Consider the following 21,204-nt stretch of genomic DNA (forward strand, 5'->3'; position numbering starts at 1 on the left):
GAGCCACCCTTGCAGCGGGCCGCATCGTAAGACGCGGCCCGCTTGCTTTGGCGCTTACCGCTTGATGTCGGTCAGATGCTTCATGAGACCTTCGTAGCGGAACTTGTGGATCGGGCGATCCATCGACTGCATCTCCTGCAGCTGCACCGCTTGCGGACGCAGCGAGCCGGTCGGCTTCACAGACTGTGCGGCCAGTGTTGCCACCGCAGGCTGGAAGTTCTTGATGCCGACGATCTGGTCGTACTGCGCCTTGGTGATGAGCTGCGCGTTATACAGCTGCGTGGCGTCGCCTGCGATGTTGGTCTTGGCCGCATCGCTGCTGATGGCGCCGGCCTGCGCCAGCAGGTTGGTCCACAGCGTCGGGCTGTAGTTGGTCACGTAGTAGTCCAGGCCCGACGGGTTGGCCAGCACAGCCGAGCACGTCGGCAACGTGACCTGCGCGGTCTGCTGGTCGAGCACGATGGTCTGCGATTGACCAAAGTTGTCGCCATAGGCCAGCGTGAGCGGCACGTTCCACTGGTAGCCAGAATAGACGTTCTTGTTCGGGAAGGCCTTCTGCGTGATCGTCAGCACGTTCTGGTTGGTGGCCGGATTGCACTGCGCATCGATGGTGACGAGCGGCAGGCCGGTCTGGCGCACGAAGCTGTCGCCCACCTTGCCCACCGGCTTGCCGCTGGCCGCTTCCAGTTCTGCCCACAGGCGCGGCGGCGTGCCGTTACCGAACTTGTATTTGTTCAGGTAGCTCTGCAGGCCCTTGCGCATGGCGTCCTTGCCGACGTAGTTCTCGAGCATCTGCAGGACATGGCCGCCCTTGTTGTAGGCAAAGCTGTCGAGGAAGTCCATCGAGCCGGCGTCGCTCAGGTTGTGCTGCACCGGCACGGCTGTCGGCTGCAGATCCAGCGTGATCACGCGTTGCTTGACCGCCGCGTAGTTGGCCCACGTGTTGCCCTGGAACTCGGGGTGCAGCGTGATCTTCGTGACGTTCTCGAACCAGTTGGCGAAGGACTCGTTCAGCCAGATGTCGTCCCACCAGTCCAGCGTGACCAGGTCACCAAACCATTGGTGGGCCAGTTCATGCGACACCACGACAAACGAGCGCGCCTTGCCCATCGAGTGGACCGTCGTCGGTGCGCCATCGGGCGGCACCAGAACCTGGTCGGCAAACTCGAAGATGGCGCCCCAGTTCTCCATGCCGCCAAAGCCGGCATTCTTGTTGTCGTAGCTGTCGTTGGCGACGATGGTGTCCATCTTGTCGAACGGCAGCGGGATCTGGAAGTAGTTGTAGTAGTGGTTCAGCGCTTCCTTCGTGAACTGCATGCCGGCCACCGCCGAGTGCGCCTCGCCAGGCGGCACCCACCAGCGCAGGCGCATGCTGCTGCCATCGAGCGGGTTGGTGAACTGGTCTTCCAGGATGTCGAACTTGCCGCCGCCGAAGAACAGCAGGTACGCCGGCATCGACGGTGTCTTGGCAAACGACACCTGCTGATAGCCATCCGGCAGCTTGGTGGCGCCCGTCTGCCTGCCGTTGGCCACGGCCTTCCAGTCGCCCGGAATTTCCGCCGTCACTTCGAAGGTGTTGCGGAAGGCCGGCTCATCCCAGCTCGGGAACCATTCACGCGCGAAGTTCGATTCGCCCTGCGTGACGATGGCGTCCGAACTCTCACCCGTTGCCGCCTGCAGGCCCAGCTTGAAGATGCCCTCGGCCTTGGTGAAGTTGATCGTGCCCGTCCATTCCATGTGCAGCACGTAGTTGCCGGGCTTGATGTCTCCGGTCGGGTCGCGCAGGTCGTAGAAGGCGCCTTGCGATTGCGGAATCGGCACCAGCACGCGCGACGCGCCGTTGCCCGAAGTGGGCGTGAGCGTCAGGCGCGAGGCGTCGAGCTTGAGGTCGCGCACGGCCAGCGTCACGGCGCCGGTCTGCTTGGTGACCTTGATCTCCACATCGGCGCGGCCGGAGAAGCTGTTCAGGTCTGCGCTCGGGCGGAACCACAGCTTGTAGTTGACCGGCCTGATGTAGTCCGGCAGTTCCACCGGCGGCACTGTTGCGTCGACGGCGGGCGCCTGCGCGTTGGTGTTGCCGGTATTGGTATTGCCCTGCTGCTGCGAGCCGTTTGCGTCCAGCTTGCCGCCGGCCGGCGTGAGCGCGTCATCTCCGCCGCCGCCGCAGGCGGCCAGAATCAGCGCGGCCGCGGCCTGAGCCACGAGTGCCAGCTTGAACGAACGACGTGTCCGGGCGTTGTACGCGCGCCCGGAGTGTGTCGTGGCCGTACGACGGTGCGTTGTCGAATCCCGCATTGCATTTCTCCTGAGGTGGAAACGAATCGGCGGCCCAGGGCTCAAAAGAAATTGGGGGGCAGGCCGCAGAATCGGGACAAGGAATTACCCGCTTCTTGCGCGGTGCAAATCACAGCCCGCGCACGGGATGCACGGATTCTGGAGGAAACGGCCTGCGAATCGAGACGAAGTTTTTTAAATCACGTGCGAGAGAATCTGCTGCGAAATTTGCAGTTTTTGGTATGCGCATCCACGAAGCTGCGCGCGCCCTTCCGAGCGTTGGGTGACTTCTGCAAAGTGCGTTGAAAAAACGAAATGCGTCTCCCGCTTCATGAAAAACTCTTAAAAATCGAAGCGGCGATTTTTACAACGCCAGATAAAGTAAAACTAAATACGGCGCAGCGTCGGAAAATCCCGCCGGGGAACTTTCCCGGCATTCGACGAGGTATTGCGCTGCAGCAGCAGACCGCGCATCGCCTGCATGGGGGTAATCCTTCCGGATGAGCGAGGCGCTGTGCGCGGCTTTACACAAAACCGGTACGCTCGCAACGTTTGCAAAGTGTTTTTGTTTCCGTAGAGCGATTCATGCAATCCGCGTCCGATAGCGTCAGCAGCCCGGCGGCTGTGGGTGTCAACCTGATCGACTTCTTCGATGTCACCCCCACGTCATTGTGGCTGGAGGACTACAGCGATCTGCACCGCCTCTTTGCCCAATGGCGGGCGGCCGGCGTGACCGACCTGCAGCGCTTTCTGGAAGAGGACACCTCCCGCGTGGCGGCCTGTTCGGCCTGCATCAAGGTGCTGCGCGTGAACCGGCGTACGTTGTCCATGTACGCCGCCCCGGATGCCGAAACGCTCACCGCGCGGCTGGCCGACGTCCTGCGCGACGACATGCTCGAGGCCCACGTGGGCGAACTCGTGCAGCTCTGGTCTGGCGAGCCGTCGTTCGAGAGCCGCAGCGTCAACTACACGCTCGACGGCCGCCGTCTCGACATCCTGCTCAAGGGCGTGGTCCTGCCCGATCACGATCAGCCGTGGGACCGCGTGCTGGTGGCCGTGGACGACATCACCGAACTCGAAGACGCCCGCCGCCGTGCCGCGGCCAGCCAACTTTATGCGCGCGGCGTGTTCGAGCATGCGCCGGTGTCGCTGTGGGTGGAAAACTTCAGCACCATCAAGATGCTGCTGGACGAAGTGCGCATGCAGGGCATCACCGACTTCCGCACCTTTACCGACGTGCATCCGGAGTTTGTCGAACGGTGCATGCAGGAAATCCAGGTGCTCGACGTCAACGGCTTCACGCTGGAGATGTTCAAGGCGCGCAACCGCAACGACCTCCTTGCCCGCTTGCCGGAAATCTTTCGCGACGACATGCGCCCGCACTTTCGCGAGCAGTTGATCGACCTGTGGGAGGGCAAGCTCTTCCAGCAGCGCGAGGTCGTCAATTACGGGCTGGATGGCCACCCGCTGAACATCCACCTGCAGTTCTCGGTGTTCCCCGGCCGCGAGAAGGATTGGGACATGGTGCTGCTGGCGCTGACCGACATCACCGCGCGCAAAAAGGCGGAGTCGTACCTGGAATATCTCGGCAAGCACGACGTGTTGACCAAGCTGAAGAACCGCTCGTTCTACGTGGACGAGATCAACCGGCTGGAGCGCAAGGGCCCGTTCCCGGTCACGGTCATCATGATCGACCTGAACGACTTGAAGCGCGTGAACGACCAGCTCGGCCACGCCGCGGGTGACGCGCTGCTGCGGCGCGCCGGCGAGGTGCTCGGCAAGGCCATCGACAAACCGGCACACGCCGCGCGCATTGGCGGGGACGAGTTTGCCGTGCTGCTGCCGGGCGCCGACGCGCAGGCCGGCACGGCGCTGGTGGAAAGCCTGCGCAAGCTGGTGGAACTCAACAATCAGTTCTATCCAGGCGCGGAGCTTGGGTTTTCCATGGGCTGCGCCACCTGCCACGAAGGCGGGCGTCTGGAAGAAACGCTGCGCGAGGCCGATGTCGCGATGTACGAAGACAAGCGGATGCAGCACGAAGGCAAACGCTCGACATAACAACGGCAATTTGTGCGTGGGATGCACAGATCCTGTGCCACGGGCTGTCTGGTCGCGGCGCCGACGCGCTGAGAGACTGCGCTCCTGACAACTTTTTCAGGAGCCAGCATGTCCGGTCACACACTGCGCAGCATTCTCGGCGCGACCACGCCCACGGCGCTACCCGCACACGGCACTGCGTTGCTCGTCATCGATTTCCAGGACGAATACTTCACCGGTGCACTGCCGATTCCTCATGGCGCACAGGCGCTGCGCAACGCCAATACCCTGATTGATTTTGCCGACCACCAGGGCTGGCCTGTCGTACACATTCAGCACGTGGCGCCAGCCGAAGCGCCGATCTTCGCCAAGCACGTCGCAATTCATGCGGATGTACGTCAGAAGCCCAACCACCGCCGCGTACAGAAGACGTCGGTCAGCGTGTTTGCCAGCACCGACCTCGCAAACGAGCTGACGGCGGAGGGGATGACGCATCTCGTCATCTGCGGGCTCATGACGCACGCCTGCGTGGCTGGCGCCGCGCGCGATGCGGTGCCAGCCGGGTTTGAGGTGATTGTGGTGGACGATGCCAGCGCCACGCGTGACATCGTGGTCAACGAGTCGCTACGTGTGTCGCACGACGTGCTGCATCGCGCCGCACTGGCGGAGATTTCCGACACGTTCGGCGCGGTGCTGCGCACGCAAGAGGTGTTGTCGCTGAAGGCGGCCTAGCCCGGTTTGGCGCAGGGCAGCGTGATAGCATCCGACGCCTTGGCAACACGGGCACATTCGACCATGGATCAGTTGCTTGCGATGCGCGTGTTCTGCGCCATCGTCGAGGCGCAAGGGTTTTCCGCTGCAGCGGAGCGCCTCGACAGCACGCATTCCTCCGTGTCACGACAGTTGAAGCGGCTCGAAGCCGAGCTTGGCGTGCAACTGCTCAACCGGACGACGCGCCGCTTTGCATTGACGGCCGCCGGCCAGCGTTACTACGAGGCCTGCGTCGATATTCTGCAGCGGGTGGAGTCTGCATCGCAGGCCATGGCAAACGAGCATCAGCGTGTTGCCGGTACGTTGCGCGTCAGCGTTCCGCTGGCGATCGGCACGCTCGAGCTTTCCGCTTGGCTGCCGGCATTCCAGCAGCGCTATCCCGACCTGCACCTCGATTTGTCTTGCCGTGATGAGATGATCGATCTCGTCGCAGAGGGCTTTGACGTTGCGTTGCGGATCAGCCAGCCACTGGGTGATAGCAGCCTCGTCGCCCGCAAGCTGGTCGAATCGGACATCGTGCTCGTTGCCTCGCCAGGCTATCTCGCGCGTCGGCGCCCGCCAGCAGTGCCGAGCGATTTGCGCGAGCATGAATTGATCACCTTCTCGGGCTCGCACACCGCAACGGAATGGGCGATTGAACCCGCGCAAGGTGAGGCGGTGCACGTGTCGCTGCAAGGGCGGTTGATGACGGATGCCATTACGGCTGCGTATTCCGCGGTATTGGCCGGCCTCGGCATCGCGGCTTTTACGTGGAACACCGTGCGGCAGGAGCTGGCGCAGGGGCGTCTGGTGCAAGTGCTGCCGGGCTGCACGCTGGGCACGCGCATCTATTACGCGCTGTATCCGCATACGCGGCATGTTGCGCCCAAGGTGCGCGCGTTTGTCGATTACATGAGCGAGTACTATCGCGCCCGCTAGGGCACGGCAGTGCGCTCAAGCCGGCGCAAAAAACCGTTCGTGCAGTTCCTCCAGCCCCAGCGTGCTGATCACCTCGTTCAGCCGCTCGGTCGGGCGGCGGCGCGGCAGGTCTTTGTACTGCGCGATGATCAGCTCGTTCTTCATCGAGTGTTCCCATCCGACGAGTTCCGTCACGCTGACCTGATAGCCGTGCGCTTCAAGCTGCAGGCAGCGCAGCACGTTGGTGACCTGGCTGCCGAATTCGCGCGTATGCAACGGGTGGCGCCAGATTTCCGTCAGCGCATTGCCGAGCGACTTGCCCTTGTTCTTGCGTAGCACGCCGGCCACCTCCGCCTGGCAGCACGGCACCAGCACGATGTACTGCGCCTTCTTCTCCAGCGCGAAGCGGATCGCATCGTCCGTGGCGGTATTGCACGCATGCAGCGCGGTCACGATGTCGATCGTCGCGGGCAGTCGGTCAGAGGTAATCGACTCCGCAACCGACAGGTTCAGGAACGACATCCCCTTGAAGCCGAGCCGCGCGGCCAGTTCGGTCGACTTGGCGACCAGTTCTTCGCGCGTTTCGATACCGTAAATGTGCGAGGTTCCATCGCCCGGCTGCTCCTTGCAGAACAGGTCGTACAGGATGAAGCCGAGGTACGACTTGCCCGCGCCGTGGTCGACCAGCGTGACATGCCCCTTGGCTCGCTGCACGTCGGCCATCAATGGTTCGATGAACTGGAACAGGTGATAGACCTGCTTGAGCTTGCGGCGGCTGTCCTGGTTCATCTTGCCGTCGCGCGTCAGGATGTGCAGTTCCTTGAGCAGTTCAATCGACTGGTTTGGGCGGATTTCGTGGGTCTTGTTGGACATCGTCAGGACAGCCTGGGCGACATGTCGCACGGAGTGGGATCGGTGCGGCGGCGCGGAGACAAACGGAAAGAGGGCGCCAGTTTACCGAAAAGCGGGGTGGGCGACGGCAAGCGCACCCCAGGCGGCGTCATGCGCGACCTCGTTTGCCCGCGCCCAGTGGGGATGTGACAATAGCGCCCCGCTTGTCTGCCCCGCGTCATTCGATCCGTCCAACCCCGCATGTCCGAAACATCCAACGCCCCTCTCGTTGCCGTCATCGGCGCCGGCCCCGCCGGGCTCATGGCCGCTGAAGTCCTGTCGCGCAATGGCGTGCGTGTGGAGGTGTTTGACGCCATGCCTTCGGCCGGCCGCAAGTTCCTGCTGGCGGGCATCGGCGGGATGAACATCACGCATTCGGAGCCGATCGACGCGTTTCTCGGCCGGTATCGCACGCGGCGCGAGGCGCTGGCGCCGTTCATTGGCCGCTTCAGCCCCGATGCCCTGCGTGCGTGGATCCATGGGCTGGGCATCGATACGTTTGTCGGCAGTTCGGGACGAGTCTTTCCGACCGAGATGAAGGCCGCGCCCTTGCTGCGCGCATGGCTGCACCGGCTGCGCGAGGCGGGCGTGCAGCTGCACATGCGGCATCGCTGGGTGGGCTGGGCAGAACCGTCAGACCACGCGCAGGTGCTGCGCTTTGAAACCACCGATGTTGAACGGCTGGTGCAAGCCGATGCCGTGGTGCTCGCCATGGGCGGCGGCAGTTGGCCGCGCTTGGGTTCTGACGGCGCCTGGGTGCCGTTGCTGGAGGCGCGCGGCGTGCAGGTGCAGCCATTGCAGCCGGCCAACTGCGGGTTCGACGCCGATTGGAGCGCGTTTTTCCAGGAGCGGTTCGCGGGGCAGCCCGTCAAGTCGGTCGCCATCGGTTTGCCGTCGGGTGATGACGGCGCGCTGCAATTCCGCCAGGGCGAGTTCGTCGTCACGCAGACGGGCATCGAAGGCAGCCTCGTCTATGCGTTGTCCGCGTCCATCCGTGAGGCGCTGGCCGCAGAGGGCAGTGCGACGATCTGGCTCGACCTTGCGCCAGGCTGGAGTGCGCAACGTGTGACGGATGAACTGATGCGCCCGCGCGGCGCGCGTTCGATGTCGAGCCATCTGCAAAGCAAGCTGAATATCACGGGCGTCAAGCTCGGCCTGCTGCGCGAGTGCCTGAGCAAGGAAGCGTTTGCCGACTTGGCGCAATTGGCCAAAGCCATCAAGGCGCTGCCGCTGCGGCTCATACGCACGCGGCCCATCGACGAGGCGATCAGCACCGCAGGCGGCGTTGCATTTGAAGCGCTGGATGCGAAGCTGATGATCGAGCGTCTGCCGGGCGTGTTCTGCGCCGGCGAGATGCTCGACTGGGAGGCACCCACCGGCGGCTATCTGCTGACGGCGTGCTTCGCGAGCGGCGCCGCTGCAGGGCAGGGCGCACTCGACTACCTGGCGACGATGGCGCGCTGATTTAACGGTTTATTGGCGCGCCTTCAGGCGCCACAGCGACGTGACCTCGGCAACGCGGGCGCGATAGAGCGGGTCGCTTTCATCGGATGCCTTCGGGTGCTTCGGCTTGATGTCTTCCCTGCCCACCACCTGCAGGCCGGCAGCGTCGATCATCGCCAGCAGGGCATCGCGCGTGCGCAGGCCCAGGTGCTCGGCAAAGTCCGACAGGATCAACCAGCCCTCGCCATTCGGCTCCAGATGGGCGGCCAGGCCATCCAGAAAACCACGCAGCATGCGGCTGTCGGGGTCGTAGACGGCGCGCTCGATGGGCGAGCTGGGTCGTGCCGGCAGCCACGGCGGGTTGCACACGATCAGCGGCGCACGGCCTTCCGGAAACAGATCCGCATCGACAACGTCCACCTGTGCCTGCAACCCGAGACGTGCCAGGTTATCGCGCGCACAGGCCAGGGCACGCGGGTCCTGATCGGTGCCGATAACGCGCTTGACGCCGCGTTTGGCCAGCACCGCCGCGAGCACGCCCGTGCCCGTGCCGATATCGAAGGCCAGGGTTTTCGACGGCAACGGCGCACTCGCCACCAAGTCGATGTATTCACCGCGCACGGGCGAGAACACGCCGTAGTGCGGATGGATCCGCTCACCACCGAGCGCCGGAATCTCGACACCCTTCTTGCGCCACTCATGCGCGCCGATCAAACCAAGCAGTTCGCGCAGCGAGACGACGGAGGCAGCGTGGCTCGTGCCGTAAGCCTCGGTGCACGCCTCGCGCATGTCGGGGGCGCGGCGCAGCGGGACGGTGTAATCCGCATCCAGCGGAATCAGCAGCATGCCGAGCGTGCGGGCGCGCTGCGATTGCGCCTGTCGATGCAGGTTGAACGCATCGATGGGCGAGGCGGGTTCCTTGCGCGCCTTGCCGGGTTTGCGATCCGTGCGGCGGGACATGGCCTGCAGCAGTTGGCGTGCGTTCTGGAAGTCGCCTTGCCAGAGCAATGCCGTGCCTTCGCAGGCGAGGCGGTAGGCGGTATCGGCCGGGGTCCGATCATCTGCGATGACCACACGCTTGGGCGGCGGGTTGCCGGCCTCGGAGCGCCAGACGGCGGTATGGACGGCGTCGCTGCTGGCTTCAGGGCGGTCGTCGGTCCAGGTGAGGGTGGGGTGATCGGTCACGGGGGATATGGGCGGGAAAGCGGGGAGGGTGCGGTAGTGGGCGACACGATACCGCTGTCGGCCTGATCGCACAAATGCTGGCGGGCCACTGAGCGGCGCGGCACTGATGCCGTTTCGGTGGGGCCCCTGTCAGAAAAGGCCTAATGCCGGGCAATGTGCTGAAGGACGTCGCCCCGTATTGCCCGCGAGCCGATTGACCGCTGCGATTCTTCTGGTGAAGTGATTCTCCTGCCACCCGAAGACGCCAGTCCGGCCCGGCAGGCAGTGTAAACTCCAGCCTTTTTTCGGCACTCGTAGCATGGCGCACGCCCAGCAACGCAGGGCGCTCAGCGGCCCCGCGCTGATCCGCATTCTTGCTCGCCTGACGGACGTCGACGTTTCCGCATCTGCGCAGCCCCTTTCGGACCGGTTGAGCCAATGGCTCAGCTGGACGGATGCCATCACGCTTTCGTCGGCATTGAGCGCGGCACCGCCCGCCGGCGCGTCCAGCACGCGCACCGTCGGGCCGGACGCCGAGACCATCGGTGGCCGCGTCCGTGCGGCGTTGACGAAATCCATCGCGTCCAGCTGCGCGCCAGAGACAAGGCCCGGGCCACGCGCACCGATCCAGAACGCGGCGGTGCCGGTGGTGGTCGACTATGCCGACTTCCGGCAGCGCTACGTGCTGATGCAGCAGACGATGGAGCTGGAGATCGGCGACCTGCGTGGCCGCCTGCGGCGCCTGCTGGCTGCCAGGACGCCCGACCTCGCGCGGCTTGCGGTGCTGGATGCCAGCATGGAGCAGGCGCTCGCCGGCCGCGAACGTTCGTTGCTGGGGGCCATTCCGTCGATGCTCGGGCCGTACTTCGAGCGCCTGCGCGCGGCCGAGCAGCAGCGGCAGGCCGAGTTGCCCGCAGAGGGCCAGGCCACCCCATCCACATCCCGCGCCTGGCTGGACGCGTTCCGCAAGGATATGCAGAGCGTGCTCCTGGCCGAGCTTGATGTTCGTTTTCAACCGATCGACGGGTTGCTCGCAGCCCTTCGCCCCCGCTAAGCGGGACAGACACCATTCATGTCCAGACATCACCTGAATCTCATCGTTTTTTCTGTCGGGCTGGCGGCCTTGGGGTGGATTGCCGGCGGCTACGTCGTCGGCGGAAACCTGCTGGCGCTGGCGGTCACGCTCGTGATCGGTGCCGCCTATGTGGCAGGCGCGCTCGAGCTGCGCCGCTATCGCCAGGCGACGGGCACGGTCACGCAGGCCGTGGCGGGGCTGACCGAGCCACCGTCCAATCTGGCGGCGTGGCTGGAGCCACTGCACCCGAGCGTGCGCAATGCCGTGCGCCTGCGTGTGGAAGGCGAGCGCGTTGCGCTCCCGGCGCCCGCGCTGACGCCGTATCTGGTGGGCCTGCTGGTGCTGCTTGGCATGCTTGGCACGCTGCTCGGCATGGTGGTGACGCTCAAGGGCACGGGCGCGGCGCTGGAAAGCGCGACGGATCTGCAGGCGATCCGCGCATCGCTGGCCGCCCCCATCAAGGGTTTGGGGTTCTCGTTCGGGACCTCGATTGCCGGGGTGGCGACGTCGGCCATGCTGGGGCTGCTGTCGGCGCTGTGCCGGCGCGAGCGGCTGCAGGCGGTCCAGGCGCTCGACACGAAGATCGCCACCACGCTGCGCATCTATTCGCATGCGCATCAGCGTGAAGAGACGTTCAAGCTGCTGCAGCGGCAAGCCGATGTGATGCCCGCATTGGTGGACCGACTGCAGGCGATGATGGTGTCGCTGGAGCAGCAGGGCGCAGCCAGCAGCGAGCGGCAGGTCGCCGCGCAGCAAGCGTTTCTCGACAAGACGGAAGTGGCCTACAGCCAGCTTGCGTCTTCGGTTGGCCAGTCGTTGAAGGACAGCGCAGCGGAAAGCGCGCGCGTTGCCAGCGCGGCGCTGCAGCCTGTGGTGGAAACGACGATGGCGGGCCTCGCGCGTGAATCGTCCGCGCTGCAGGAGACGGTCACGCAGGCGGTGCAGCGTCAGCTGGATGGCTTGTCGACGCGCTTCGAAGCTACAGCCGAGGCGGTCTCCGGCATCTGGAGCAACGCCCTGTCGGCGCATCAACGCTCGAGTGAGGCGCTGGTCGGTCAGGTCGGCTCGTCGCTGGACCGGTTTGCCGAGACATTCGAGCAACGCTCGGCGCGGTTGCTCGATGGCGTTGCCGAGCGCCTGGATGCGACCGCAGGCGGCCTTTCCACGGCTTGGCGCGATGCGCTGGCCCGCCAGGAACATGCCCACGCCGAGCTGGCGACCCAGAACCAGCGCGCGCTCGAGGCGGCTGCCGCCACGTTCGAGCAGCACGCCGTGTCGTTGCAAGACGCATCGCGCCAGTCGCATACGGCGCTGCAAGCCGCACTGGAAGCACGAGACGCGCAACGTCTGGTGGCCTGGACCGAGGCGCTCAGCGCAACGGCCGAAAAGCTGAGCCAGGCGTGGGAGAAGGCGGGCGCCGATACGGCGAACCGTCAACAAGACATCTGCGATGCATTGGCGCAGACAGCGCGCGATATCGCCGCGCAGCAGGACGCGTCGCGCCAGTCGCAAGCCGCGTTGCAAGCTGCGCTGGAAGCACGAGATGCACAACGTTTGACTGCCTGGACCGATGCCCTCGGCGCCATGGGAGAGAAGCTGACCCAGGCATGGGAAAAGGCCGGCGCCGATACGGCGAGCCGCCAGCAGCAGATTTGCGACGCACTGGCGCAGACCGCGCGCGACATTTCCGCGCAAACGCAGGCGCACGCCAACGACACGATCGGCGAGATTTCGCGCCTGGTCCAAGCCGCGTCGGAAGCGCCAAAGGCCGCGGCCGAAGTGGTGGCCGAACTGCGCCAGAAGCTGTCCGACAGCATGGTGCGCGATACCGCGATGCTGGACGAGCGTGCGCGCCTGCTGGGCACGCTGGAAACGCTGCTCGACGCCGTCAACCATGCGTCGACCGAGCAGCGCACGGCGGTGGATGCGCTCGTGGCGACGTCTGCAGATCTGCTGGAGCGCGTTGGCGTGCGGTTCACCGATCGGGTGGAAGCGGAGACCGGCAAGCTTGGCGCGGTGGCTGCGCAGGTGACCGGCAGTGCGGTGGAGGTGGCGAGCCTGGGCGAGGCGTTCGGCGCCGCTGTGCAGCTGTTTGGCGAGTCGAACGACAAGCTTGCAGCCCAGTTGCAGCGCATCGAAGCCGCGCTCGACAAGTCGCTCACCCGCAGCGACGAACAGCTTGCCTACTACGTGGCCCAGGCGCGTGAGGTGATCGACCTGAGCATGCTGTCCCAAAAGCAGATCCTCGAAGACCTGCAGCGCCTGGGTGACCAGCGCGCGCTGGCCGGGGCCGAAGCGGCATGAACGACGAGATCGACGGTGGCATCGAGGCCACGGCGCCGGTCTGGGCCGCGTTTGGCGACCTGATGTCGGTGCTGCTGGGCGCGTTTGTGCTGATTTTGGTCGGTGTGATCGGCGTGCAGCTGGAGCTGTCGTCCAAGCTGGAAAACGAGGTCAAGCAGCGCGAGGCCGAAGCCCAGCGCCGCAAGACGCTGGAGCAGGCGCTGGCCGGCCCGCTGGCGGCCGGGCGCGTGACGCTCGTCAACGGGCGCATCGGCATCAACGGCAATGTGCTGTTCGCGATCAACTCCGATCAGTTGCAGCCGGAAGGCCGCGCGCTGATGAAGAGCCTGGCGGGGCCGCTGGCTGCGTATCTCACGTCGCGTGAAGAGATCCTGATGGTGAGCGGCTTTTCCGACGACCAGCAGGTGCGTGCCGGCAATCGGCTGTTTGCCGATAACTGGGAGCTGTCCGCCAAGCGCGCCTTGACGGTGACGCGTGCGTTGATCGACGAGGGCATTCCGGCGTCGAGCGTGTTCGCGGCAGCGTTTGGATCGCAGCAGCCGGTGAGTTCCAATGCAGACGACGTCGGGCGCGCCAAGAACCGGCGTGTGGAAATCGCACCCGTGCCGAGGCAGGCTGCTTCCAACGGTGGACGTCGTGAGCCGCATTGAGGCGTCGACGCAGGCCATGCTCGACAGCTGGCGCGCCAGCGGCGCGGACCGGCTGGACCGCGTGCGCTTTTGCTTCATCGAGGCATTGCATCGGCGTGCGGCCGGACAAACCGGCGAGGCGCGACGCATCCTCGACGCGCGGCTCGGCGAGCTGATCGCGGCCTACGCGGCAGATCTCGATCGCACGACGGCAACGTCCGACGCGAGCGACGCAAAAGCGCCTGCCGACAGCGCGTTGGCCGAACTGCTGCGTGACATTGCCGGCCGGCAACGCACGGATGTCGGCAAGGCTGCGGATGGCGGGTCTGGGCCGCATCCCCGTGCATTGCCGGAGCTGAAGATTCTCGAAGACGTGCGCGACACGTGGTCGCGCGTCAGCGCCGAGAAACAGTTGCGCGACGCGCTGGACAAGGTGCCGGTCAATGCCGGTCCGCTGAATTCAAGCAGTCTTGTGCATCGTTCATTGCTATTGATGCGCGAGGTCTCGCCCGATTATCTGCGGCAGTTTCTATCGTATGTCGACGCGCTTTCCTGGCTGGAACGCATGAGCGGGGAAGGCGCCGCCGGTGGCCAGGAAGCGGCCCGCAGCGGCGGGAAGGCGGCGCGCAAGGCGCGCTAAGCATCACAGCGCAGCGCCATCCGGGAGGGTGGATTGATCTGCCCGCCTGCCGCGTCTTTCGGCCGGCAAGCACGCAAAAAAGGGAGCCGAGGCTCCCTTTTTCTTTGTGCTGGCGATCAGCCGTTGATGGCTGCGTCCTTGACCTTTTTCAGGGCGCGGACCTTGACGCGCACGGTTGCCGGTTTGGCTTCGAACCACTGGTCCACGCCGGTAAAGGGGTTCTTGCCGAAGCGACGCTTGGTTGCCGGCACCTTGACCGACGTCACCTTGAACAGGCCCGGCAGCGTGAATTCGCCAGCGCCCTTCTTGTGCAGCGAAGCCACGATGGTGTTCTCCAGATGGAGCAGCACCGCCTTCACCGCCTTGGCGTCGACGGCAGCCTGTTCAGCCAGATGGCTCACCAGGCTCGCCTTGGTGAACGTGTCCTTCAAGGGCTTGAGGGTCGGCGTCGTTGCAGCAGGCTTCTTTGCCGGCGCGGCCTTCTTTGCCGGCGAGGCCTTCTTTGCAGCGGTCTTGGCAGCGGTCTTGGTTTTGGTGGCCATAGTGAAAGTAGATGGTTGGGTAAAGTTGACCATTCAATGGAAGCAACGCCTGTGCAGCGCGCTTCGAGCAAGCATAGCAAAGGTTGAGCGCCGTGGAAGCGTTATCTAGGCTGTTTTGAGGCCGCGGAACGCTTATTGCAAGGGATTTCGGGCGTGTATCACCCAGCTGAAGCATCCCAGGTTCAGCACAGACATGCCCCAACGAAAATCGTCGCAGAGCGTGGTGAGCCCCAAAAACCGCGCCCCCATACTCGCCCAGCTGCGCCAATCGAAGATGACGCGCTCCACCCATGCGTACGTTCGCGGCAGCACCGTGAAGTTCTACGAGTGGTTGAGCGAGGTGCAGTCGCACACGTTTCCAGAGGGGCCCACCATCTGGATTTGCGGCGATTGCCATGTCGGCAACCTCGGTCCGATCGGCGATGCTTCCGGTGCTACGCGCATACAGATCCGCGATCTGGATCAGACGGTGCTCGGCAATCCCGCGCACGACCTGATCCGGCTTGGCGTTTCGCTGGCAACGGCCGCGCGCGGGTCCGACCTGCCAGGCATCGTGACGGCAAGAATGGTCGAGGCGCTGATGGCCGGCTACCTGAACGGCATCGACCCGGATGCGGCGGTGCATCTGCCGCCGCGCCCCGCATCCGTGCGCACCGCGATGAAAGCCGCGACCGCGCGTACGTGGAAACAGCTGGCCAGGGAGCGGCTTGATGACACGTCTCCATCCATTCCTCTCGGGCGCCATTTCTGGCCGCTCTCCCGCGAAGAGCGGCGCGAACTGAAACAGCTGGTAAGCCAGCATGAGGTGCTTGCGCTGGTGGCGCGTCTTTACGAGATGCCCGGCGAAGCCTCGGTCAGCGTTGTCGATGCTGCCTACTGGGTCAAAGGGTGCAGCTCGCTCGGGCGGCGGCGCTATGCCGTCTTGCTGGCGGTCGATCAGGACCGCGGGCCGCGGTATCGGCTGATCGATATCAAGGAGGCAGGAAAGCCAGCGGCGCCCACTGCCCCTGCCACCGAAATGCCACGGTTGAATGGCGAACGCGTGGTGACGGGCGCGCGCGCTCTTGCTCCCGATCTGGGCGATCGAATGGCGTGGGGGCGCATGCTCGGTAGCAGCTTTTTCATGCGCGAGCTGCAGCCGCAAGACCTGAAGCTGTCGGTGGACAAGCTCGAGCACAAGGACGCCACGGTGCTGGCCGCGTATCTGGGCAATGTCGTGGGCCTTGCGCATGGCAGCCAGATGCCGCGGGATGTTGCGAAGGCATGGCACCGTGAACTGCGGGCGCGCCATGGGCGCTCCATCAACGCGCCGTTCTGGCTGTGGTCGTCGATTGTCGACCTGCTCGGGCTGCACGAGCGCCAGTACCTCGAGCACTGCCGCGCCTGGGCCGGTTGAACCGTGGGGCTGCATCCGTTGCCGGGCACAAACGCTGCTGGCGACGCAGGCGAGCGGTCGCGCGCCGATCGGCGCGGTGAGGACCGACTGCGTCCGATTGCTGCGGTGCGCAGTCAAAACTTCAGGAAGGAGGCGCAATGTACGTGGTGATGGGGGCAACCGGACATGTAGGCGCTGCAGTTGCGGATGCGCTCCTGGCCGGTGGAGAAGACGTCACGATCGTGACACGGTGGCCGGAGCGCGCAGGCCGGTGGCGGGACAAAGGGGCATCGATCGCGAGGGCGGACGTGGAGGACGTCGCCTCGTTAAAGGCGGCATTCCGACGTGGGCGCCGCGCCTTCCTGCTCAATCCACCCGCCGATACTGCCGGCGACACCGACGCCACGGAGCGCCGCACGATCGCCAACATCCTCGCCGCGCTGGAAGACTCTGGACTGGAGAAAGTGGTGGCCGCTTCAACTTTTGGCGCGCGCCCGGGGCAGGGCATCGGCGACCTCACCACGCTGTGGGAATTGGAAGAAGGCCTGCGCCGCCAGCCCATTCCGGCCGCGATCAATCGCGGCGCTTACTACATGAGCAACTGGACGAGCATGCTCGAGACCGTGGCGGAGACCGGCACGCTGCCGAGCATGTTCCCCGCCGACATGCGCATACCGATGGTGGCGCCCGCCGACCTTGGTGAGGCGGCTGCGGCGCGGCTTCTGACGCCACTTGACGATGTGGGCGTGCGCTACGTCGAGGGCCCGCAGCGCTACACACCGCAGGACGTTGCACGGGCCATGTCGCGCACGCTCGGCCGCGACGTGGTGCTCGAAGTGGTGCCGCGAGACCGATGGGAAGCCGTCTACAAAGGGTGGGGATTCTCTGCCGAAGCGGCGCGCGCCTACGCAAAGATGACCGCCGTGACCCTGGACGAGGATTTCGACCAGCCGGCGGACGTCGTGCGGGGCCATGTTTCGCTGGCCGACTTCATTGCGGCAGCGTGGGTACGCGCGGCTCACGCCTGACCAGACCCGCTGCGCCGCCGCTGTCCCGCATCGCTAGCCGATGAGATGGACGAGCAGCGCGCCGTTCAATCCTGCCACCAGCACGGCTCCCACCGTTGCCAGCCCCACCAGGCCGCGACTGGCGGCATGCTGGCCCATCAGGTCTGGCCGGCGTGCCAGCCAGATCAGCGCCGCCATCGGAAACGGCACCACGATGCTCAGCACCACCTGGCTGAGTACGAGTGCGCGTGTGACATCCATGCCCGCGCCGATGACGATGAACGCCGGCACCATGGTGATCAGTCGGCGCATCCATACCGGCAGGCGCACACGCAGGAAACCTTGCAACACCATCTGGCCCGCCATCGTCCCGACCACGGAGCTTGAAAGCCCCGATGCGATCAGCCCAACCAGAAACACCAGCCCGGCCGATGCCCCAAACAACGGCGCCAGGGTGATATAGGCATCCTCAATGCCGGCCACCTCTGCATGTGTGCCGTGAAACGCGCCTGCCGATACCACCACCATGGCGAGGTTGATGCAGCCCGCAGCGGCCAGCGCTGCCACCACCTCGCGGTTGGAATAGCGCAGCAGTTGCGATGTCTCAGACGCACTCCGTGGGCGCACGCGCGTATTGACCAGTCCCGAATGGAGAAAGAGCGCGTGAGGCATCACCGTGGCCCCGACAATGCCGGCCGCCAACATGAACGCGTCGGGCGGCAGTGCCGTCGGAACAAAGGTTTGCCGCAGCGCCGCCGCCCACGAAACAGGCAAGATCCACACTTGGATGATGTAAGAGATACCGATGACGGCCACGAGCGCGCCAATCATCAGTTCAATGGAACGGAAGCCCCGCCCCTGCAGCATCAGCAAAAGATAAGTCAGCACACCGGCGACGACCATGGCGTGCAGCAGAGGCATCCCGGTCAGGAGTGCGATGCCCACAGCGGCACCGACGAACTCGGCAAGGTCGGTCGCCATGGCGGCAAGCTCGCTGATGAACCACATGCCAAGGCCGGCCGGCGCAGGCAGATGCGTGCGACAGAGTTGCGCCAGATTCTGGCCCGTCACAATGCCCACGCGGGCAGACAGCATCTGGAACAGCATCGCCACCAGGCTCGACGCCAGCACGACCCAGAGCAACTGATAGCCGTAGCGGGCGCCGGCCTCGATGCCCGTGGCGATGTTGCCGGGGTCCGTATACGCCACCGATACCACCACGGCCGGGCCAACGAACGGCGTGAACGTGCGCCAGCCGCGTCGCCGGCCTTCCAGCGCTTCGCGCGCGTGGGCGACAACGCCTCTGGATGCAGAAGAACTGTCGCGTTCAAGCGCGAGGGTGTCGTCCATGGAGGCTCCGGGAGATAGGCGGCGCAAGGCCCTTCGCAACGCGCGTACCCGACGGCGCCACGCGAGGCGTGCGGTACGCGATGGAACGGGGGTTGCGGAAAGGGTTGCGCCATGAAGGCATCCACCCATTCCCGGAGAACATCCATGTTCATGCACAACAAGCGATTGCAATACACCGTTCGGGTCAGCGAATCCGATCCCGGATTGGCCAATCTGCTGCTGGAGCAGTTCGGCGGCCCGCAAGGCGAGCTTGCCGCGGCGATGCGCTACTTCACGCAAGCCGTTGCAGAAGAGGATGCAGGCCGCAAGGACATGCTGTACGACATCGCGACGGAGGAACTCAGTCACCTCGAGATCATCGGCTCCATCGTCGCCATGTTGAATCGCGGTGCTAAAGGCGAACTGGCCGAAGCGGTGGATGAGCAGGCGGAGTTGTATCGCAAGCTCAATGGCGCCGGTAACGACAGCCATGTGACGCAGGTGCTCTACGGCGGGGGCCCATCGCTGACGAACTCCGGGGGCGTTCCATGGACGGCCGCCTACATCGATTCGATCGGCGAGCCCACGGCGGACCTGCGCTCGAACATTGCGGCCGAAGCACGCGCCAAGATCATCTACGAACGATTGATCAACGTTACCGATGACCCGGGTGTGCGCGAAGCACTCGGCTTTCTCATGACGCGCGAGGTGGCGCACCAGAAGTCGTTCGAGAAGGCGCTCTACGCCATCAACGGCAACTTCCCGCCGGGCAAGCTGCCGCCGGTGCCGGAGTTCAGCGACGCGTATTTCAAGATGTCGCGCGGTGGCCCGATCGTGCAGGCACCGTGGAATAGCGGCACGGGTCTTGAGCTGGTGGCAGACCCGCCGGTGCCCGCGGACGGCGGAGACGGCAACGCAGCGGTCAACCTGACCGATGCCGAACTCGAAACGCTGGAGGCCATGAAGACGCGTCTGGCTTCAGACCCGGCGGTCGATCCGACCACCGGCGCGGAGCTGGGTGAAGCGAAGGCGTAACGACCGCCTTCAGGTCCGCAGGCCCGGGCGCAGCGCCGCCCGGGCCTGGACATTGCGGCTGCGCCAGGCACCGCCTGTTTCAAGCACGAACAGACATGGAGGCACTCATGCAGATGCAAGAACTCCTTGCGATCGCGGCGCTCACGCTTGCCGTGATTGCCATGTATTCGCTCGCCCGCGGCTTGCCTGCCGGCGTGTTCGGGGCCGGTGTGCAATCCGTCGCGCCGGTGTATTCGGGTGTTCAGCCCCCGCACCCATTCCTGAACGGAAAGCGATGATGCAGAACGAGACGACGCACGAAGGCGAAGCGCGCTTCGAGTGTGCGGGCCAGACCGTGACGGTGACTGCGGAGCAGGACGCGCAGGGCGTGTGGGTGCCCCGCATCTCGGTCGCAAACGGGGCGCGGCAGTTCGAAATCCGAGAAATATCCCAGACATGGCGAGGCTGGCACACCGAAGGCGAGGCCGTTCGAGACGGCATGGAGCAAGCCCGGCTGCTGCTCACGCACGGGCGGTCCTGAGTTCTGGACCGCACAACTGAACCGCGCAACTGCGCGGCACGGCTTCGGCATGGCGCCGTCGCCCCGACTGAATCGACAAGGAGTTTGTGATGAAGGCACTCTGCTGGCACGGCAAACATGACATCCGCTGCGACACCGTTCCGGACCCGACGATCCAACACGGCCGCGACGCCATCATCAAGGTCACGGCGTGCGCCATCTGCGGGTCGGACTTGCACCTCTTCGACGGTGTCATGCCCGGCATGGAAAGCGGCGATGTGGTCGGCCACGAAACGATGGGCGAAGTCGTGGAGGTGGGGCCCGAGAACACGAAGCTGAAAGTCGGCGACCGCGTTGTCGTGCCGTTCACCATTTCCTGCGGCGAGTGCTTTTTCTGCAAGCGCGGGTTCTACTCCGGATGCGAGCGAACCAACCCTGACCACGCCAAGGCCGCCAAGCTGTGGGGTCACTCGCCGGCGGGTTTGTTTGGCTACTCGCACCTGCTCGGCGGATATGCCGGCTGCCAGGCGGAATATCTGCGTGTGCCGTACGCAGACGTCGGGCCCATTCGCGTGCCGGACGGTGTGGACGACGAGACCTTGTTGTTCCTGTCCGACATCTTCCCCACCGGCTACATGGCCGCCGAGAACTGCAATATCCAGCCCGGCGACACCATCGCCGTGTGGGGCTGCGGGCCTGTGGGCCAATTCGCCATCCGAAGCGCCTTCCTGCTCGGGGCGGAACGCGTGATCGCCATCGATACGGTGCCCGAGCGCTTGGCCATGGCGCGCGCGGCCGGCGCACAGACGCTCGATTTCAAAGCCAGCGATGTGCAGGAGGCGCTCAACGAAATGACGCAGGGCCGCGGCCCCGATGCCTGCATCGATGCAGTGGGCACCGAACCCGAGACGACCGCCAGCTTCGACTCCGTGGTCGACCGCATCAAAGTCGCCACCGCGCTCGGTACGGATCGGCCCCACGTGCTGCGGCAGGCCATTCAGTGCTGCCGCAACTTCGGTACGGTCTCGATCGTCGGCGTGTATGGCGGGTTGCTCGACAAGGTGCCGTTTGGGTCAGCCATCAATCGCGGGCTGACGTTCCGGATGGCGCAAACACCGGTTCAGCGGTATCTGCCGCTATTGCTCGAACGCATCGAGCGCGGCGAGATCGACCCGTCGTTCGTGGTGACGCATCGCGGCACGCTGGCGGATGGCCCGGACCTGTACAAAACCTTCCGCGACAAGCAGGACGGGTGTGTGAAGGTGGTGCTGAAGCCCTGGGGCTAGGGCGCT

20 protein-coding genes are annotated in these 21,204 nt (G+C 65.1%); 15 read left to right on the forward strand and 5 right to left on the reverse strand.

Translation table 11 applies throughout. From position 1 onward, the window contains the following. Window positions 1-54: 54 nt before the first annotated feature. Window positions 55-2,295 (reverse strand): M1 family metallopeptidase, encoded by a 2,241-nt coding sequence (locus ABIC76_RS07110; RefSeq protein WP_354533447.1) that lies wholly within the window; start codon window positions 2,293-2,295, stop codon window positions 55-57. 294 nt (window positions 2,296-2,589) lie between these two features. Between ABIC76_RS07110 and ABIC76_RS07115 the strand changes: the two genes are divergently transcribed. The 4 genes from ABIC76_RS07115 to ABIC76_RS07130 all read left to right on the forward strand — a co-directional run bounded on the left by ABIC76_RS07115 (window position 2,590) and on the right by ABIC76_RS07130 (window position 6,000). After that, a complete protein-coding gene (locus ABIC76_RS07115) occupies window positions 2,590-2,778 on the forward strand; it encodes a hypothetical protein (protein WP_354533448.1) in 189 nt (62 codons plus the stop codon). An 81-nt stretch (window positions 2,779-2,859) separates the two neighbouring features. Continuing rightward, on the forward strand, window positions 2,860-4,332 hold the full coding sequence (locus tag ABIC76_RS07120) for a sensor domain-containing diguanylate cyclase (protein WP_354533449.1): 1,473 nt from the start codon (window positions 2,860-2,862) through the stop codon (window positions 4,330-4,332). A gap of 108 nt (window positions 4,333-4,440) precedes the next feature. Beyond that, window positions 4,441-5,043, forward strand: coding sequence for a cysteine hydrolase family protein (locus ABIC76_RS07125; RefSeq protein WP_354533450.1), 603 nt, complete (start codon window positions 4,441-4,443; stop codon window positions 5,041-5,043). A gap of 63 nt (window positions 5,044-5,106) precedes the next feature. Then, window positions 5,107-6,000 (forward strand): LysR family transcriptional regulator, encoded by an 894-nt coding sequence (locus ABIC76_RS07130; protein ID WP_102065290.1) that lies wholly within the window; start codon window positions 5,107-5,109, stop codon window positions 5,998-6,000. 15 nt (window positions 6,001-6,015) lie between these two features. Here ABIC76_RS07130 and ABIC76_RS07135 read toward each other — a convergent pair whose 3' ends face one another. Then, the gene (locus ABIC76_RS07135; protein WP_354533451.1) at window positions 6,016-6,852 is read right to left on the reverse strand and encodes a class I SAM-dependent methyltransferase; all 837 of its coding nucleotides are present in this window, start codon (window positions 6,850-6,852) and stop codon (window positions 6,016-6,018) included. A 219-nt stretch (window positions 6,853-7,071) separates the two neighbouring features. Between ABIC76_RS07135 and ABIC76_RS07140 the strand changes: the two genes are divergently transcribed. Beyond that, entirely contained in the window at window positions 7,072-8,334 is a 1,263-nt protein-coding gene (locus tag ABIC76_RS07140; RefSeq protein WP_354533452.1) for a TIGR03862 family flavoprotein, read from the forward strand. 9 nt (window positions 8,335-8,343) lie between these two features. Here the strand turns inward: ABIC76_RS07140 and ABIC76_RS07145 are convergent, their stop codons facing one another. Beyond that, window positions 8,344-9,498 carry a methyltransferase gene (locus tag ABIC76_RS07145; protein ID WP_354533453.1) on the reverse strand — a complete coding sequence of 385 codons (1,155 nt, stop codon included), beginning with the start codon at window positions 9,496-9,498 and terminating at the stop codon, window positions 8,344-8,346. A 298-nt stretch (window positions 9,499-9,796) separates the two neighbouring features. On the opposite strand from ABIC76_RS07145, the gene ABIC76_RS07150 reads away from it, so the two are divergent. Genes ABIC76_RS07150 through ABIC76_RS07165 form a run of 4 tightly spaced genes read left to right on the forward strand, consistent with a single transcriptional unit; the run spans window position 9,797 to window position 14,125 of the window. After that, window positions 9,797-10,531 (forward strand): DUF3348 domain-containing protein, encoded by a 735-nt coding sequence (locus tag ABIC76_RS07150; RefSeq protein ID WP_354533454.1) that lies wholly within the window; start codon window positions 9,797-9,799, stop codon window positions 10,529-10,531. A gap of 18 nt (window positions 10,532-10,549) precedes the next feature. Continuing rightward, on the forward strand, window positions 10,550-12,856 hold the full coding sequence (locus ABIC76_RS07155; protein ID WP_354533455.1) for a DUF802 domain-containing protein: 2,307 nt from the start codon (window positions 10,550-10,552) through the stop codon (window positions 12,854-12,856). After that, window positions 12,853-13,506, forward strand: a complete 654-nt coding sequence (locus ABIC76_RS07160; RefSeq protein WP_009239900.1) for an OmpA family protein — start codon at window positions 12,853-12,855, stop codon at window positions 13,504-13,506. Before ABIC76_RS07155 ends, ABIC76_RS07160 begins: the two co-directional genes overlap by 4 nt. Further along, window positions 13,484-14,125 carry a DUF2894 domain-containing protein gene (locus ABIC76_RS07165; RefSeq protein WP_502947844.1) on the forward strand — a complete coding sequence of 214 codons (642 nt, stop codon included), beginning with the start codon at window positions 13,484-13,486 and terminating at the stop codon, window positions 14,123-14,125. Before ABIC76_RS07160 ends, ABIC76_RS07165 begins: the two co-directional genes overlap by 23 nt. Before the next feature lie 116 nt (window positions 14,126-14,241). Here the strand turns inward: ABIC76_RS07165 and ABIC76_RS07170 are convergent, their stop codons facing one another. Next, a complete protein-coding gene (locus ABIC76_RS07170; RefSeq protein WP_232039144.1) occupies window positions 14,242-14,667 on the reverse strand; it encodes an HU family DNA-binding protein in 426 nt (141 codons plus the stop codon). Window positions 14,668-14,860: 193 nt separating this feature from the next. Here ABIC76_RS07170 and ABIC76_RS07175 point away from each other — a divergent pair, with 193 nt between their 5' ends. Then, window positions 14,861-16,063 (forward strand): DUF2252 family protein, encoded by a 1,203-nt coding sequence (locus tag ABIC76_RS07175; protein WP_354533456.1) that lies wholly within the window; start codon window positions 14,861-14,863, stop codon window positions 16,061-16,063. A gap of 149 nt (window positions 16,064-16,212) precedes the next feature. Continuing rightward, the gene (locus ABIC76_RS07180; RefSeq protein ID WP_354533564.1) at window positions 16,213-17,070 is read left to right on the forward strand and encodes an NmrA family NAD(P)-binding protein; all 858 of its coding nucleotides are present in this window, start codon (window positions 16,213-16,215) and stop codon (window positions 17,068-17,070) included. 33 nt (window positions 17,071-17,103) lie between these two features. Here the strand turns inward: ABIC76_RS07180 and ABIC76_RS07185 are convergent, their stop codons facing one another. Next, window positions 17,104-18,399 carry an Nramp family divalent metal transporter gene (locus tag ABIC76_RS07185; RefSeq protein WP_354533457.1) on the reverse strand — a complete coding sequence of 432 codons (1,296 nt, stop codon included), beginning with the start codon at window positions 18,397-18,399 and terminating at the stop codon, window positions 17,104-17,106. A 144-nt stretch (window positions 18,400-18,543) separates the two neighbouring features. Here ABIC76_RS07185 and ABIC76_RS07190 point away from each other — a divergent pair, with 144 nt between their 5' ends. From ABIC76_RS07190 to ABIC76_RS07205, 4 genes are all read left to right on the forward strand, one after another. Further along, entirely contained in the window at window positions 18,544-19,413 is an 870-nt protein-coding gene (locus ABIC76_RS07190; protein ID WP_102065279.1) for a manganese catalase family protein, read from the forward strand. A 107-nt stretch (window positions 19,414-19,520) separates the two neighbouring features. Beyond that, window positions 19,521-19,691 carry a hypothetical protein gene (locus ABIC76_RS07195; RefSeq protein ID WP_354533458.1) on the forward strand — a complete coding sequence of 57 codons (171 nt, stop codon included), beginning with the start codon at window positions 19,521-19,523 and terminating at the stop codon, window positions 19,689-19,691. Then, window positions 19,688-19,933: a DUF6566 family protein gene (locus tag ABIC76_RS07200; protein WP_143708227.1), complete on the forward strand. Its 246-nt coding sequence runs from the start codon at window positions 19,688-19,690 to the stop codon at window positions 19,931-19,933. The genes ABIC76_RS07195 and ABIC76_RS07200 overlap by 4 nt, the downstream gene beginning before the upstream one ends. 89 nt (window positions 19,934-20,022) lie before the next feature. Beyond that, on the forward strand, window positions 20,023-21,198 hold the full coding sequence (locus ABIC76_RS07205; RefSeq protein ID WP_354533459.1) for a zinc-dependent alcohol dehydrogenase: 1,176 nt from the start codon (window positions 20,023-20,025) through the stop codon (window positions 21,196-21,198). Window positions 21,199-21,204: the final 6 nt, after the last annotated feature.

Source organism: Ralstonia sp. 1138, assembly GCF_040544795.1.
In the GTDB taxonomy this organism is placed as follows: domain Bacteria; phylum Pseudomonadota; class Gammaproteobacteria; order Burkholderiales; family Burkholderiaceae; genus Ralstonia; species Ralstonia flatus.

What these genes read in the sequence shown, in the direction of transcription:
- ABIC76_RS07110 (WP_354533447.1), bottom strand. Translation starts at nt 2,295, where the DNA reads ATGCGGGATTCGACAACGCACCGTCGTACGGCCACGACACACTCCGGG.
- ABIC76_RS07115 (WP_354533448.1), top strand. Translation starts at nt 2,590, where the DNA reads ATGCGTCTCCCGCTTCATGAAAAACTCTTAAAAATCGAAGCGGCGATT.
- ABIC76_RS07120 (WP_354533449.1), top strand. Translation starts at nt 2,860, where the DNA reads ATGCAATCCGCGTCCGATAGCGTCAGCAGCCCGGCGGCTGTGGGTGTC.
- ABIC76_RS07125 (WP_354533450.1), top strand. Translation starts at nt 4,441, where the DNA reads ATGTCCGGTCACACACTGCGCAGCATTCTCGGCGCGACCACGCCCACG.
- ABIC76_RS07130 (WP_102065290.1), top strand. Translation starts at nt 5,107, where the DNA reads ATGGATCAGTTGCTTGCGATGCGCGTGTTCTGCGCCATCGTCGAGGCG.
- ABIC76_RS07135 (WP_354533451.1), bottom strand. Translation starts at nt 6,852, where the DNA reads ATGTCCAACAAGACCCACGAAATCCGCCCAAACCAGTCGATTGAACTG.
- ABIC76_RS07140 (WP_354533452.1), top strand. Translation starts at nt 7,072, where the DNA reads ATGTCCGAAACATCCAACGCCCCTCTCGTTGCCGTCATCGGCGCCGGC.
- ABIC76_RS07150 (WP_354533454.1), top strand. Translation starts at nt 9,797, where the DNA reads ATGGCGCACGCCCAGCAACGCAGGGCGCTCAGCGGCCCCGCGCTGATC.
- ABIC76_RS07155 (WP_354533455.1), top strand. Translation starts at nt 10,550, where the DNA reads ATGTCCAGACATCACCTGAATCTCATCGTTTTTTCTGTCGGGCTGGCG.
- ABIC76_RS07160 (WP_009239900.1), top strand. Translation starts at nt 12,853, where the DNA reads ATGAACGACGAGATCGACGGTGGCATCGAGGCCACGGCGCCGGTCTGG.
- ABIC76_RS07170 (WP_232039144.1), bottom strand. Translation starts at nt 14,667, where the DNA reads ATGGCCACCAAAACCAAGACCGCTGCCAAGACCGCTGCAAAGAAGGCC.
- ABIC76_RS07175 (WP_354533456.1), top strand. Translation starts at nt 14,861, where the DNA reads ATGCCCCAACGAAAATCGTCGCAGAGCGTGGTGAGCCCCAAAAACCGC.
- ABIC76_RS07180 (WP_354533564.1), top strand. Translation starts at nt 16,213, where the DNA reads ATGGGGGCAACCGGACATGTAGGCGCTGCAGTTGCGGATGCGCTCCTG.
- ABIC76_RS07185 (WP_354533457.1), bottom strand. Translation starts at nt 18,399, where the DNA reads ATGGACGACACCCTCGCGCTTGAACGCGACAGTTCTTCTGCATCCAGA.
- ABIC76_RS07190 (WP_102065279.1), top strand. Translation starts at nt 18,544, where the DNA reads ATGTTCATGCACAACAAGCGATTGCAATACACCGTTCGGGTCAGCGAA.
- ABIC76_RS07195 (WP_354533458.1), top strand. Translation starts at nt 19,521, where the DNA reads ATGCAGATGCAAGAACTCCTTGCGATCGCGGCGCTCACGCTTGCCGTG.
- ABIC76_RS07200 (WP_143708227.1), top strand. Translation starts at nt 19,688, where the DNA reads ATGATGCAGAACGAGACGACGCACGAAGGCGAAGCGCGCTTCGAGTGT.
- ABIC76_RS07205 (WP_354533459.1), top strand. Translation starts at nt 20,023, where the DNA reads ATGAAGGCACTCTGCTGGCACGGCAAACATGACATCCGCTGCGACACC.